At 59.9% G+C, this 12,688-nt stretch carries 13 protein-coding genes; 7 read left to right on the forward strand and 6 right to left on the reverse strand.

The features are described from left to right. Window positions 1-138: 138 nt before the first annotated feature. Window positions 139-831 carry a GNAT family N-acetyltransferase gene (locus FGF54_RS23695; protein ID WP_142781356.1) on the forward strand — a complete coding sequence of 231 codons (693 nt, stop codon included), beginning with the start codon at window positions 139-141 and terminating at the stop codon, window positions 829-831. Further along, complete coding sequence (locus tag FGF54_RS23700) at window positions 818-1,078, forward strand: intracellular growth attenuator family protein (protein ID WP_142781357.1); 261 nt, start codon at window positions 818-820, stop codon at window positions 1,076-1,078. The genes FGF54_RS23695 and FGF54_RS23700 overlap by 14 nt, the downstream gene beginning before the upstream one ends. Here FGF54_RS23700 and FGF54_RS23705 read toward each other — a convergent pair. The 3 genes from FGF54_RS23705 to FGF54_RS23715 all read right to left on the reverse strand — a co-directional run bounded on the left by FGF54_RS23705 (window position 1,075) and on the right by FGF54_RS23715 (window position 4,045). Beyond that, window positions 1,075-2,124, reverse strand: a complete 1,050-nt coding sequence (locus FGF54_RS23705) for a nickel/cobalt transporter (RefSeq protein WP_142781358.1) — start codon at window positions 2,122-2,124, stop codon at window positions 1,075-1,077. The genes FGF54_RS23700 and FGF54_RS23705 overlap by 4 nt on opposite strands. Next, window positions 2,118-2,759: a DUF1007 family protein gene (locus tag FGF54_RS23710; RefSeq protein ID WP_161987894.1), complete on the reverse strand. Its 642-nt coding sequence runs from the start codon at window positions 2,757-2,759 to the stop codon at window positions 2,118-2,120. The genes FGF54_RS23705 and FGF54_RS23710 overlap by 7 nt, the downstream gene beginning before the upstream one ends. 107 nt (window positions 2,760-2,866) lie before the next feature. Continuing rightward, window positions 2,867-4,045, reverse strand: a complete 1,179-nt coding sequence (locus FGF54_RS23715) for a hypothetical protein (RefSeq protein ID WP_142781359.1) — start codon at window positions 4,043-4,045, stop codon at window positions 2,867-2,869. A gap of 270 nt (window positions 4,046-4,315) precedes the next feature. On the opposite strand from FGF54_RS23715, the gene FGF54_RS23720 reads away from it, so the two are divergent. The 3 genes from FGF54_RS23720 (at window position 4,316) to FGF54_RS23730 (ending at window position 7,286) form a co-directional block, all read left to right on the forward strand. Then, a complete protein-coding gene (locus FGF54_RS23720) occupies window positions 4,316-4,603 on the forward strand; it encodes a hypothetical protein (protein WP_004433441.1) in 288 nt (95 codons plus the stop codon). Between the two features lie 583 nt (window positions 4,604-5,186). After that, window positions 5,187-5,777: an outer membrane protein gene (locus FGF54_RS23725; protein ID WP_246667037.1), complete on the forward strand. Its 591-nt coding sequence runs from the start codon at window positions 5,187-5,189 to the stop codon at window positions 5,775-5,777. 327 nt (window positions 5,778-6,104) lie between these two features. After that, complete coding sequence (locus tag FGF54_RS23730) at window positions 6,105-7,286, forward strand: MFS transporter (RefSeq protein ID WP_142781360.1); 1,182 nt, start codon at window positions 6,105-6,107, stop codon at window positions 7,284-7,286. 28 nt (window positions 7,287-7,314) lie between these two features. Here the strand turns inward: FGF54_RS23730 and FGF54_RS23735 are convergent, their stop codons facing one another. The 3 genes from FGF54_RS23735 to FGF54_RS23750 all read right to left on the reverse strand — a co-directional run bounded on the left by FGF54_RS23735 (window position 7,315) and on the right by FGF54_RS23750 (window position 10,818). Next, window positions 7,315-8,307, reverse strand: a complete 993-nt coding sequence (locus FGF54_RS23735) for a WD40 repeat domain-containing protein (RefSeq protein ID WP_004433450.1) — start codon at window positions 8,305-8,307, stop codon at window positions 7,315-7,317. 484 nt (window positions 8,308-8,791) lie between these two features. Next, the gene (locus tag FGF54_RS23745) at window positions 8,792-9,904 is read right to left on the reverse strand and encodes a GTP-binding protein (RefSeq protein ID WP_142781362.1); all 1,113 of its coding nucleotides are present in this window, start codon (window positions 9,902-9,904) and stop codon (window positions 8,792-8,794) included. 113 nt (window positions 9,905-10,017) lie between these two features. Then, window positions 10,018-10,818, reverse strand: coding sequence for a creatininase family protein (locus tag FGF54_RS23750; RefSeq protein WP_142781363.1), 801 nt, complete (start codon window positions 10,816-10,818; stop codon window positions 10,018-10,020). A 79-nt stretch (window positions 10,819-10,897) separates the two neighbouring features. Here FGF54_RS23750 and FGF54_RS23755 point away from each other — a divergent pair, with 79 nt between their 5' ends. Both FGF54_RS23755 and FGF54_RS23760 read left to right on the forward strand, forming a co-directional pair. Continuing rightward, entirely contained in the window at window positions 10,898-11,407 is a 510-nt protein-coding gene (locus tag FGF54_RS23755; protein WP_035263256.1) for a MarR family winged helix-turn-helix transcriptional regulator, read from the forward strand. A gap of 134 nt (window positions 11,408-11,541) precedes the next feature. Then, the gene (locus FGF54_RS23760; RefSeq protein WP_142781364.1) at window positions 11,542-12,564 is read left to right on the forward strand and encodes a LacI family DNA-binding transcriptional regulator; all 1,023 of its coding nucleotides are present in this window, start codon (window positions 11,542-11,544) and stop codon (window positions 12,562-12,564) included. Window positions 12,565-12,688 lie beyond the last annotated feature (124 nt).

The raw sequence follows: 12,688 nt of genomic DNA on the forward strand, positions 1-12,688 counted from the left end.
GCTTGTCGATCTCCCCCCTTGAGGGGGAGATGCCCGGCAGGGCAGAGGGGGGTAAACCGCACCCGCCGACCCGACACATGCACTGTTGTCATCCCGCCCCGCTTGCCCTAATCCTTCTCCCAGCAAATGGGGAAGAGAATGCGCGATCTGAGTGATTTCAAGGGATGTCCGCCGCCGCAGCCGGTGGTGTTGAAGGGCCGTTACGTGACGGCGGAGCCGTTTGATCGCGAAAAACATCTCGCAAGGCTCTGGGCCGCACTTGGTGGCGAGGGCGTGAATGAACTGCTCAAATATTTCCCGCAAAGCGCCTTTCCCGATGCCGACGCTTTCGGCGACTGGCTCGTCGGCGCAGGGCAGAAGCTCAACTGGGTCACGCTGGTCTTCGTTGAAAACGCCACCGGCGATATCGTCGGCATGGCGAGCTACATGCGGCCCGATCCCGCCAATGGCGTGGTCGAGGTCGGCTCTGTCGCCCATGGCGCGAAGATGAAGCGCTCGCCTCTTTCCACCGAGGCGCATTACCTGATGGCGAAACATGTTTTCGAGGATCTGGGGTATCGCCGTTACGAGTGGAAATGCCACAATGAAAACGAGCCCTCCAAGATCACGGCGAAGCGTTATGGCTTCACCTTCGAGGGCGTTTTCCGCCAGCATATGATCTCGAAGGGCCAGAACCGCGATACGGCGTGGTTTTCCATGATCGACGGCGAATGGCCGCTGATCGGCAAGGCCTTCGAAGCCTGGCTTTCGCCGGAGAATTTTGCGGCCGATGGCGCGCAGAAGCGCAAGCTTGAGGATATCCGTGCGGAGTTTGCCGATGCCATTGCCTGAACACTCGGCGCCTGAAAAGCCTGCGCTTGAAAAGCCGCGCCCCGGCAAGAAGGATTGGTCTCCGGCCTTCGCCGCCGCCCTCATCATCGTCGGTTTCGGGCTGGTCTTCTTCGTCATGCCGAAGATCATGCTGTGGCTCGGCGATTATTCGCCCTGGCTCGCCGCTGCCTTCGGCACGGTGGCGGTGTTATGTTTCTTCCTGCTGTTCTGGCTGCGCGCGCGTTACCAGCGTCGCCGTGACGGTTAGAGCCTAAGCGACGCGCCGAGCAGCAACAGCCCCATGATGAGCACGAACAGCGCACCGGCGATCTCGATCGCATGGCTGATGCCGGCTGCCCTGCGGCTGCCGGGGCCGGCGAAACGCACGGCGAGGCCTTTTGCCGAGACGGCCATGATGGCGAGCAGCGATACCGTTATGGCCGTGCCGAGCGACATGGCGAGGACGGAAAGCACGCCGCCGAGATAAAGCCCGTTCAGAAGCGCGAAGCTCATGACGATGATCGCGCCAGAGCAGGGCCTGAGCCCCACGGCGATGATGGCGGACCATGCCTCGTGCAGGCTGAAGTTCTTGCCCTTCAGCAGCATGGGATCCGGTGCATGAGATTTACCGCAGGCGGCGCAGAGATCGCCGGTGCCGTCATGGTCGTGATCGGCGAAAACCGGCTTGCCCTGGAACCGCAGCCCCGTGCCCATGCCGGTGGTTCTGCCGACCGCGGTTTCACCTGCCGGCGCGAAAACCGCGACAGGCTCGCGCCGGATACGCAGCGACCAGAGCTTTCGCACCAGCAGCCAGGCGCCGAACAGCGCCACCATGGCGAAGCTGGCGATTTCCATCGCCTGCGTCGCCTTCGTCATGGTGATGGAGGTGCCGCGCAGCACCAGCCAGGCCGCACCGACGAGGCCGATGGCGACCGCACCCTGAATGAGCGCCGAAACGAAGGAAATGAGAATGCCGCGTTTCAGCTGCGTCTCATTGGCGATCATATAGGACGAAATGACCGCTTTGCCGTGGCCGGGACCGGCGGCATGGAAAACGCCATAAGCAAAGGAGAGGCCGATCAGCGAGCTGAGCGCCCAGCCATCCTCACGCATGGCCTTCAACGCGCCGGTCAGTGCCCGATAAAACATCTGCTGGTGCACGTTGATCCATTGCATCAGCGGCGCGAAGGGGCCGCCGACGGAAAAGGAAGGCTCGGCCGAGCCGATGCCGAGCGGCGATTGCGCATGGGCCGCACCGGCCACGGCAATGAGGCCAATGGCGACTGCGAAGAGGCCGGCCCTGCGGCTCAGCATGAGACCTCCAGCCGGGTGGCGAAGAGCTTGGTCATGTCGGTGCCGGTCGGATCGTTGAAGAAGGCGTCGGTGAGCGTGCCCTGGTTCTGCGAGATCACCTCGTCGGGATCGGGACGGACGACATGATGCTTGCAGGCATTCAGGTCCTTACCCTGCGTGGCGATATCGCCGTCCTTGGCGAAATCGATTGCCGTATACATGGTCGGATCCCAGGCGCCGAAGCTGAGCTTGCCCTTGACGGCCAGAGGCTTGGTCGGCTTCACGGAGAAGAACATCAGGATCTGCTGATCCTTATAGTCCACGTGAATGGCCTCGGGCTTCCCAAATTCCACCGGTTTTCCATTGGCGGTGATGAAGGTGTAGTAGGAATATTCGGCGAGCGATTCCAGCACGGTATTGCCGATCTCGGCCAGTTCGTCCTTGTCGAGCTTCAGATCGCTGTTCTTGTCGTAATCCATCACCACGCTTGCCGAGAACATCTCGTCGAAACGCCAGATATTGCGCACTTCCTGAACGGTGCCGTTCGGCCCCTCGACGATTTCCATGCGGGCTTCGGCAAAGATATGCGGATGGGCCGCCGCGGCGACGGGAACGCAGGCAAGGCCGGCCGCGAGGAGCAAAAAGCGTCTGTTCATTATCCGGTCTGTCCTGCCTTCGAATCTGGAAGGCCCGACTCTAGCAGAAATTGGGACCGAATTTCGACCTGATGCGGCTGATCCTTCGCGCGGGCTGACCTTAAATTTCAGAAGGTACCGCTGAAACGCGAGGTGATGCTGGAGCCGCTATAGGCAAGATTGGTATCGCGCTCGCCATGCAGCAGGCGGTTGAACTCCACCTCCAGCTTGCTGTTCTTGCCGGTATCGAAGGAAAGCGTCGCGACCAGCCGGCGCTCGCTGGTATCGTAATTATAATAGATCCAGTCCTTGTGGACCCGGTGCAGCGCAAGATCGAGCCCCACCCTTTCGGTGAGCCTGCTTTTGATGACGAATTGAAAGCGGCGATGGAATTCGGCAATCGGGTCATCCGGGTCGAAAAGCGCATAGTCCTGCGAAAAGCCCGCGCCGAAGGCGATACGCTCGGTGGCCTTCACCTCGGCCTCGGCCCGCAGATAGGGGCGGGTGCGCTTTACCTTGTCGCTGATCTCATCGCCGGAAATGGATGTGAAGCCCGCTTCGGCCAGAACCGCGAAACGGTCGGAGAACCTGTAGCCATAGGCCAGAGAACCTCGCAGCGTGTTGGCCGGGAAACGTTCATATTTTTCCTGCTGCCCCTCAGGCACGGCGATACGGTCGTAGGCAAGGGTCAGCCCCGCCTCGCCGCCGCCGAGCGATCGTGCATGTTCGGCCTTCAGCGATAAAAGCGCCTCGTTCGCTTCCAGTCGGGTGGGCAGGAAATAGGCCGGGCGGAACCGCGCCTTGCCTTTCATCAGGCTGGCGACACTTGCCGTCAGCGTGTTCTTGCCGCCAAGGGCGAGGATGCCGAGCTGGGAAGACGCCTCCAGCTTGTGATCCAGCTGCCGGTAACCAATGTCTTCTTCCGGCAGGTGCAGGAATATATCGCCGGCATCGCTGCGGGTGCCGCGCAGCTCAAGGGCCCATTCCAGCTTTTCGGAAAATCGCTTGGTCAAGCCCAGCGCCGCGATGGTATTATGTTCATTGGCGAAACGATAGCGGGGCAGGCGAACCTCTTCCTGCTCGAGCGAATAACGCAGCTCCGCCCCCTCCAGCGCGATCTTGCCATTGAGCCCGAAGCCGGCGCGCAGCGAAATCGCGCTCAGCCGGTTGGTGTCGGCGAAATAATTGCTGTCATAAGCAATGCCGGATTTATAGGTGACATTGTGCTCATCGGCCTTTTCCCCCGCCCGCGCACCGCAGGCGCAGGCAAGCCCGAGAACAAGCGCGATATATCCCCCCAGTCCCATGCGCATCTCCGGTCTCTAATTAAGCAATATCTTATATTTGGATGGTTAATAAAGTTTCCCGCGCCGCTTTACTGTTGCGGGGCAGGTGCTGGCCGACATTGTTTGAGCAAGGGGCGGGAGCGCGAAGTCGCGATATGTAAAATTTGATTAAAATTGCAAGTATTAGTGTTAATCGTTTATTGTAATATTAGCCTTTGCTTGAATTAGAATCCTCTAAATATACAGTTCAGTTACGCCAGATGGCGTGATCAAACAAAAGAGGAGAGAGAAATGATTGCAAAGTTCGCTTGTGTAGCCGCTATTCTTACTGTCGCTTCCGTTGGTCAGGCCAATGCGGGCGGTCTTCTGGGAGGCATCCTGTCCGGCAACAGCAACAAGGGTGGCGCCCTTGTCGTCGTCTCGCCGAGCATCGATCTCGGTGTCAGCGGCATCCTGTCCAATAACGGGATTCTGAACGGCAACAAGACCGGCATCCTGAACGGTGTGCTGAACGGCAACAAGACGTCCGTCGATGTCATCGACAACAAGAATGACGGCGGCAAAAAGCGCCGCCACTAACTGAGACGTGGAACGGGATGGCGAAACCATCGGGCTTTTCTCCATCCCGCTCCAACGCAACAGCTCGAAAATCATCAGGGATTTTCGACGCAGACGATGCGCGCAGCGCATAAGCCGGCAATGATCCTTGAGTTGCGTGTGTTTGACGCATGGCGTTTCCGGCAAGAACAAACGGCGCATCGCATGACTGGAAGAGGGCCTCGCGGCCCTCTTTTTTTATTCTGGATGCTCCATCAGCACCTTGTGTCCGCCGATCCGTGACGGCTTCGGAAACGGGTGTGCGCCGATGCATATTTATATTTTTATATTCTAATTTCTGTATTGGTAATAAATGAAATTATAAAGTAAAAATATGATCTATATTTTAAAATACTTTCAATTTTGCTGCTGTTGTTACTTGCTTTTAACTTTTGGATGTTTCAATTAACACGTGTCCACGACTCGCCATTTGTGATTGTGATTTCGGTGGCGGGTATGTTCGCGGCTCGCATTTCGGCGGGTAAGGAAGTTTTGAAGGAGCTATTTCATGTTGAAATAATCATTTCTCGCGCTCGCCGCGCTCGGCGTTCTTTCCGGCGCAGCCATTGCTGCCGATGCCGTCAGCGACGTTCCGGCAGCACCTGTCGTCAACGATGCCGCGCCTGCCTTCTCCTGGGACGGTTTTTACGCCGGTGTTTCGGGCGGCTATGGCTGGAACCGGTTGAAAACGACTGAAGAAGGTGAGACCGACAAGCATAGTTTCGATGGAGCTCGCTTTGCGGGCTTTGCCGGTTACAATGCCGAAGTCGCGCCGTCCGTCATTCTCGGTGTCGAGGGTGATCTCGGTTATGCCTGGGGCAAAAAGACGATCAACCTCAGCAAGGTTTCCTCGGGCCTGAACGGCTCCGCGCGCCTGCGTGCCGGCTATGCCGTCGACCGCGCCCTGATCTACACCGCCGGTGGTTACACCGCGACGGACAGCGAGATCAAGACGCCCTTCGGCAATACCAGCAAGATGCTGAATGGCTGGACGATTGGCGCCGGCATCGATTACGCCTTCACCGACAACGTATTCGGCCGTCTCGAATATCGTTACAACGATTTCGGCAAGGAAACCTACACTGTCCGGGGCATTTCCGCCGATGGAAAACTCAGCGAACATGTCGTCAGCGTCGGTCTCGGCGTAAAGTTCTGATTTGCGGATTTTCGTTTCCGGAGAGGGTCGCCCATCTTTACGGCGGCCGTATCGGGGGCGACAGTCCGACATATATCAATCCATAACCTGCCCGGCGGCGAGAACATCACCGGGCAGGTGCTTCTAATTAAGTGACACGGGCTTACGGTTGAGAGCTTGCGTCCAGCCCCAGGGCGGCAGCCAGGCCCGGCATAAAAGAAGCGGTTTCACCTTTAACCGGCAATGAAACCGCATCCGGCTTTCCAAGCGGGCTTGAACCACAGGCCGTTTTGGTGTGATGGTGGTCGCCGTCATCCCGCCCCGCCTCCCAGCCTTCAGTCGATTCCCATGCTACAGAAAAGCACTTTGCCGGGCGCTTTCGATCGTCAGGCCTATTTGATCGCCCTGCTGGTTTTTATTGCCGGCAGCACCAATGCGGCTGTTGTGCCGTTTATCGGTTTTTACATCATCCAGGTGCTCGGCCATCCGCCGGCGACCGTCGGTTTTTACAGCGTGACGGCGGCGCTGGCTTCGATTGTTGCCAGCCGTGTTTATGGCGAGCGTGTCGATGCCGGGGTGCGGGTGAGGCCGCTGTTGATGCTTTCCGTGTGCGGCGCTTTTGTCGCGGCCGCGGCGGCAAGCTTCGGGCATCTGGCGCTGCTGGTGGCGATAACGGCGACCGGCATGGGGCTTTCCAATGCCGCCAGCACGCTCATTTTCAGTTACGGCCGGTATCATGGCCGGGTGAAGGCGCTGGATACGGCCGCCTATAATGCCTTCCTGCGAACGATGGTGTCGCTGGCGTGGATGCTGCTGCCTGCCGCCGCCTATCTGATCTTCGATCTTGCCGGCGCGAAGGCCGTGTTCGTGAATGCCATGCTGATGGCGGTCATCTGGGGCGGGCTTGCCCTTGCGGTCGTGCCGCGCGACCAGACCAGCCCGATGGAGCGGCGACAGGCGGGTGACGACGATACAGCGCGCAACCTGCCGCTGCTTATGGCGGCGGCGGCCAGCTTCTGCATGTCTTTTGCCCATGCTCTCTGCGCCTCGGCCCTGCCGGTGTTTCTGGTGCGGGAGGTCGGCCTGCCGGATTACGTGCCGGGCCTGTCGCTCAGCGTCAAATGCGCCATGGAGGTTCTGTTCATCCTGCTCGCGCCGCGAATGATGCGCCGCTTCAGCGCCCGCCTGCTTCTGGGCGTTTCGGCGGTAATGGCCATCGTCGCCTTCAACGTCATCGCCTCGGTCACCACATTGCCCGCCATGATCGCGGGTGCGGCGCTGGAAGGTGCCTATTACGGGCTCTGCGCCGGCACTTGCCTTACCTTCGTGCAGGGCTTTGCACGCGGCCGCACGGCCCGGGCGACGGCGCTCTACATGAACTCCATCTTCCTCGCCGCGCTTTTTGCGGTGCCGCTGATGGGGTTCGTATCGCAATATGCGAGTTTCGGCGTCTCGATCCGGCTCGCTTCGGTTGGCGCGGGCGCGGCCTTGCTGCTGTTGTTTTTGACGCGGCGGCAGGTGGGGGAGTAGGGCGGCCTGTTACCCCCGCGTCCATCCCTCAAGCCGAAATATCGATGATCCCGCAATCCCCCGCTTCCGAAGCAAAGGCGAGCAGCTTGCCGGTGGCGCTCCAGTCCATGCCGGTGATGGCGCCCTTGCCGGGGCGGCGCAGCAGGGCTTCCTTGCCATCGGCAAGGCGCACGCCGAGGATCATGCCGTCGATGAAGCCGATGGCGAGCACGTCTTCCACAGGGTGGAAGGCGACATTGGTGACCATGATGTTGGCGCGGCTGCCGAGTTCTTCCGGGGCTTTGCCCATCGGGCCGTCCTTGCCGGCAAACGGCCAGACGATGGCGGCCGGCGCGCCGGAAGAGGCGAGCCATTTGCCCTTTGCCGACCAGGATACGGATTTGACCTTGGCGGGATAACCCGTCATGCGCATGTGGCGCGCTTCCATGCCGCCCTTGGTGGCTTCCATCTTCCAGCCGTGCAGGGCGTTTTCCTGCATGGTGGTGACGAGGAACTTGCCATCGGGCGAGAAGGTGACGCCGGTATGTGCACCCTTCCATTCCAGATCGACGGGGTCGCCGGCGGTCGCCACCCAGTGCAATGTCACACCGTTATAACGGGCAACGGCAATGCGCAGGCCCTTGGGCGCAAACGCGATGGCCTCCACCGTGCGCTCTTCCTTGAATTCCTTGACCGTGCCGTCCGACAGCCGGACGAAACTGGATTTGCCGACGCCATAAGCGACAGCCTTCTGCGGCCCGCCGGCAACGACGCCCACCCATTTGCGCGGCACATTGGCGATTTCGCCGATGCTGCCGTCATGGCCGATGCGCAGCACACGCCCGTCCTCGCCACCGGAAAGCAGCGTGGCGCTATAGGGATCGCGCACGCAGGTCAGAAGTCCGTCATGCGCCTCAGTCACCTTCTCGCCGCCATCCAGCCGGTGAATGGTGCCGGCGGCGGTGGCAAACAGGGGAATGTCGCCGAGAAAATGGGTCGAGACCACGTGGCCTTCGATATCAAGCGGGGCAACAGTCGGCATGGGGCATCGGTCTTTCGTATCTGTGTCGGATTGGCGGGGGCGTTGCTCCCGCTGGCTGGCATGGTTCTAGAGCATTTCCGGCAAAAGCGGAACCGCTTTTACGTTCGGACGATTCGTGAAATCAAGGAGATAGAGCGCTTTGTCGTCGAGGGACCACCCTACACGGCAGTTGAAAATCATTGACACTCCGGCGCTCCGGGCTCACCCCCCTCTGTCCTGCCGGACATCTCCCCCTCAAGGGGGGAGATCGTTCCGTGGCGAGGTTTCGCACCTCTCGACGGTCGAGAATGAAGCGGCGAGAAAGCCTCTTGCCGATCTCCCCCCTTGAGGGGGAGATGTCCGGCAGGACAGAGGGGGGTGAGCCCGGAGCGCCGGAGTGTCAATGATTTTCAACTGCCGTGTACGGTGTCGAAGAACGCGCGTCGGGCGGATGACGGACGCAGCCGTACCCCGGCTCAGGGCCGGGGTGACGGAGGGATAAGGATCAGGCCGTCGCGAGGCAGGCGTTGAAGCTCTTTTCCAGCTTCTCACGATCCAGTTCGCGGCCGATGAAGACGAGGCGGCTTTCGCGTTTTTCGTCTTCCTTCCACGGGCGCTGGTGGTCGCCCTCGATGATCATGTGCACGCCCTGCACCACGTAACGTTCCGCATCGCCCTTGAAGGCGATGATGCCCTTGAGGCGCAGAATGTTCGGGCCGTCCGTCTGGGTGACCTTCTGGATCCACGGGAAGAACCGCTCGGGGTTCATCTCGCCGCCGCGCAGCGAGACCGACTGCACCGTCACGTCATGGATCGGCGAAACCGCGCCATGGTGGTGATGATCGTGGCCATGGTCATGATCGTGGTGATGATGCCCGTGATCGTGGTCGTGATGATGGTGATCATGATCGTGGTGGTGATGGTCGCAATCGGGGCCGCAGACGTGGTCGTCATGGCCATGCTCGAGGAAATGCGGATCGTTTTCCAGCGCGCGCTCCAGATTGAAGGCGCCCTGATCGAGAACCCGGGCGAGATCGACGCCTGAACGCGTCGTCTTGTAGATGCGGGCGGAAGGATTGATGGCGCGCACGATATCCTCGATGCGGGCCACTTCCTCCGGCGAAACGAGATCGGTCTTGTTGACGACGACGACATCGGCAAAGGCGATCTGGTCTTCGGCCTCGCGGCTGTCCTTCAGGCGCAGCGGCAGGTGCTTGGCGTCAACGAGGGCAACGACGGCGTCAAGCTCGGTCTTGGCGCGCACGTCGTCATCCATGAAGAAGGTCTGGGCGACGGGAACGGGATCGGCAAGACCTGTCGTCTCGACGATGATGCCGTCAAAACGGCCGGGGCGGCGCATCAGGCCTTCCACGACGCGGATCAGGTCGCCGCGCACCGTGCAGCACACGCAGCCATTGTTCATTTCGTAGATTTCTTCATCGGACTCGACGATCAGATCGTTATCGATGCCGATCTCGCCGAATTCATTGACGATGACAGCGTATTTCTTGCCGTGGTTCTCGGAGAGAATGCGGTTGAGAAGCGTCGTTTTGCCGGCGCCGAGATATCCCGTCAGGACGGTGACTGGAATGGGCTTGGCTATAGCTGTTTCGGTCATGGAAAACCCCGCGTGGAGAGAGGCCGTCAGGCCTCAGGAAGATGTGTCGTCGTCCATATAGGCGCGACGTCCGGGCAGTTCAAAGAGATTTTGGCCGAATTCGGCCATGTCGCTCAAATTTTGTTATGAAATAACGTTATGTCAAAAGCGTGGATATCTTCAAGCAGTTCGACAAGGCCTTTTACGGCATGGGAAATCAGCCTTTCGCCCTTTTCCGCAGTGGCGGCGGCGGCGTTTCCGGCAACGCCGTCGGGGTTGAGATCGCTCATCAGCCAGCCGAATGCATGCGGGCCATAGGCGCGCAGGTGTTTGAAGCGGCTGGCGAAATCGCTCTGGCGGGAGGGAAAGTCTTCGGCCTTCTGCATCGCCACCCGCTCGGGGTGAAGCGCCAGCATGACCGATGTTTCGATATCGCCGCCATGGATGTCGACCGCCTTGTCCTCCGGCTTCACGATATCGACCGGCACGCCGAAACGGGTCCAGCTCGTTGCCACCGCCAGCATGCCGAAACGGGCGCGGGCCTCGGTGGCGACGACGGTCATCAGCGGTGAATTGCCGCCATGGGCGTTCAGCATCAAGAATTTGCGCACGCCCTTTTTATATTCCGCCTCGGCGATGCCGAGCCAGCGCTCGATGGCCTCATCGTAACGCAGGGTTTTCGTGCCCGGCACATTCATGTGTTCGATGGAATAGCCGACCGGTTCCGCCGGCAGGAAAGAGACGGGCAGGTGGGCGGGCAGGGCGGCGGCGAGACGGGCGGCGATGCCTTCGGCAATCAGCGTATCGGTCTCGAACGGCAGGTGCGGCCCATGCTGTTCATGCGCGCCGAGCGGCAGCACGGAAATTGCAGCTGTTGCGCGAAGATGCGGGTCTGTTACGTTTTCGTCGTGATAATGCGTGTATGAGTTTGGCATATGGCAGTCCGCGCGTGCATTCGTTAAGGATTTCCAGCAACATATATCGGTTCCGCCACAGGGTAAAAGGCACTCGCATATGAGCAAGGACAAAACCGGGCATAAGGACAAAAGCGCCAAGAAGGAAAAGGGCGGCAAGAAGGTAAAGGACGCCAAAAAACGGGATGAGAATTTCAACCCCGAGGAACTGGCGCAATCCATCACCCAGGCGGCCCGTTCCATGCGCACGGCGCTCAGCCACAGCCTTGCCGAAAGCGGGCTTTATGCGGGCCAAGACGGCGTTATCCTGGCGCTGGCGCAGGAAGGCAGTCTCACGCCGGGGCAGATCGCCCAGAAACTCGGCGTCAAAGCGCCGACCATGACGCGCACCATCGGCCGCATGGAAGCCCAGGGCTTCGTGGAACGCAGCGGCGACGATGAGGATGGCCGCGTGACGCTGGTGAAGCTGACGGAAGCGGGTTTGAAAAGCGTCGAACACATCAATGTTTCCATCGCCAATTGCGGTGCAAGAGCCGTTGAGGGGCTTTCGGCCAAGGATGTGCGCAACATCGTTAAACTCTTGAAGGCGATAGACGCCAATCTTCAATAATTTTTGCTGAAATTTTTAAAAGAACCATCTGTTTTGTGGGTATTCCTTAAACGGGTTGCGGATTTTGTTTAAATTGTTTAATTGCAATTTAAACGGAGCCATCCGTCATTGACACGCGTTTGGGGAGGAATGCCGTGGCCCAAAAGGTCAAACTGTCCACGATTGCCGAAAGCCTCGGTCTTTCGACCGCCACCATTTCTCTTGCATTGCGCGACAGCCCGCTGGTCGCCGCCGATACGCGGGACAAGATCAAGGAACAGGCGCGGGCGCTGGGTTATATCTATAACCGCCGCGCCGCCAGCCTGCGCACCTCGCGTTCCGGCATTGTCGGCGTGGTATTCCACGATGTGATGAACCCGTTTTACGGGGAAATTCTGAAAGCCATCGAAAGCGAGCTGGACCGCAGCCGCCAGACCTTCATTCTTTCCAACCACTACGATTCGGTGGAAAAGCAGCGCACCTTCATCGAAACGCTGCTGCAGCTCGGTTCCGACGGCATTATCATGTCGCCGGCCATCGGCACGCCGATCGAGGATATGACGCTGGCCGAGGAAAACGGCATGCCCGCCATTCTGGTGGCCCGTTCGCTGGATGGCGTCGACATGCCGACCTATCGCGGCGACGACAGCTACGGCATTTCGCTGGCGACCAATCATTTGATCAGCCTCGGCCACCGCACCATCGCCATGGTTGGCGGCACCGACCAGACCTCGACCGGCCGCGACCGTTATCAGGGTTATGTCAATGCGCTGCGCAAGGCGGGCATCGAGGTCGATCCGAACCTGCGCATTCCCGGCCCGCGCTCCAAGCAGGGCGGTTTCGAGGCTGCCGTGCATTTCCTCTCGCTGCCGCAGAAGCCGACCGCCGCCGTCTGCTGGAACGATCTCGTTGCGATCGGTCTCATGAACGGCATTTCCCGCGCCGGTCTGGTGCCGGGCGTCGATATTTCCGTCACCGGCTACGACGATCTGGAAGAGGCGGCCATCGCCACGCCGGCGCTGACCACCGTTTCCAACGGTCAGGCCGAGGTGGGGCGCTTAGCGGCCCGCGCGCTGCTGGACAGGCTGGCGGGCAGCCACGAGCCTGACGGCATTCACCTCATCAAGCCGGAAATGCGCATCCGGCAATCGACAGGGCCGGTACGGCCGAGGGTGTAAGGCTTCAAACGATGGGAAATGGTGTGCATTCTGTGCATTGCACCTTTCCGTCATTCCGGCCTTGAGCCGGAATCCAGCCACCGCGTGTCCAAGCGGTGAAAAAGACCTTCTCAGCCCAAAGACT

The sequence above is a fragment of the Agrobacterium sp. T29 genome (assembly GCF_006970545.1).
Taxonomy (GTDB): domain Bacteria; phylum Pseudomonadota; class Alphaproteobacteria; order Rhizobiales; family Rhizobiaceae; genus Agrobacterium; species Agrobacterium leguminum.

Coding starts and splice junctions, on each gene's coding strand:
- FGF54_RS23730 (WP_142781360.1), top strand. CDS start 6,105: ATGCTACAGAAAAGCACTTTGCCGGGCGCTTTCGATCGTCAGGCCTAT.
- FGF54_RS23695 (WP_142781356.1), top strand. CDS start 139: ATGCGCGATCTGAGTGATTTCAAGGGATGTCCGCCGCCGCAGCCGGTG.
- FGF54_RS23755 (WP_035263256.1), top strand. CDS start 10,898: ATGAGCAAGGACAAAACCGGGCATAAGGACAAAAGCGCCAAGAAGGAA.
- FGF54_RS23735 (WP_004433450.1), bottom strand. CDS start 8,307: ATGCCGACTGTTGCCCCGCTTGATATCGAAGGCCACGTGGTCTCGACC.
- FGF54_RS23700 (WP_142781357.1), top strand. CDS start 818: ATGCCATTGCCTGAACACTCGGCGCCTGAAAAGCCTGCGCTTGAAAAG.
- FGF54_RS23705 (WP_142781358.1), bottom strand. CDS start 2,124: ATGCTGAGCCGCAGGGCCGGCCTCTTCGCAGTCGCCATTGGCCTCATT.
- FGF54_RS23715 (WP_142781359.1), bottom strand. CDS start 4,045: ATGGGACTGGGGGGATATATCGCGCTTGTTCTCGGGCTTGCCTGCGCC.
- FGF54_RS23750 (WP_142781363.1), bottom strand. CDS start 10,818: ATGCCAAACTCATACACGCATTATCACGACGAAAACGTAACAGACCCG.
- FGF54_RS23720 (WP_004433441.1), top strand. CDS start 4,316: ATGATTGCAAAGTTCGCTTGTGTAGCCGCTATTCTTACTGTCGCTTCC.
- FGF54_RS23745 (WP_142781362.1), bottom strand. CDS start 9,904: ATGACCGAAACAGCTATAGCCAAGCCCATTCCAGTCACCGTCCTGACG.
- FGF54_RS23710 (WP_161987894.1), bottom strand. CDS start 2,759: ATGAACAGACGCTTTTTGCTCCTCGCGGCCGGCCTTGCCTGCGTTCCC.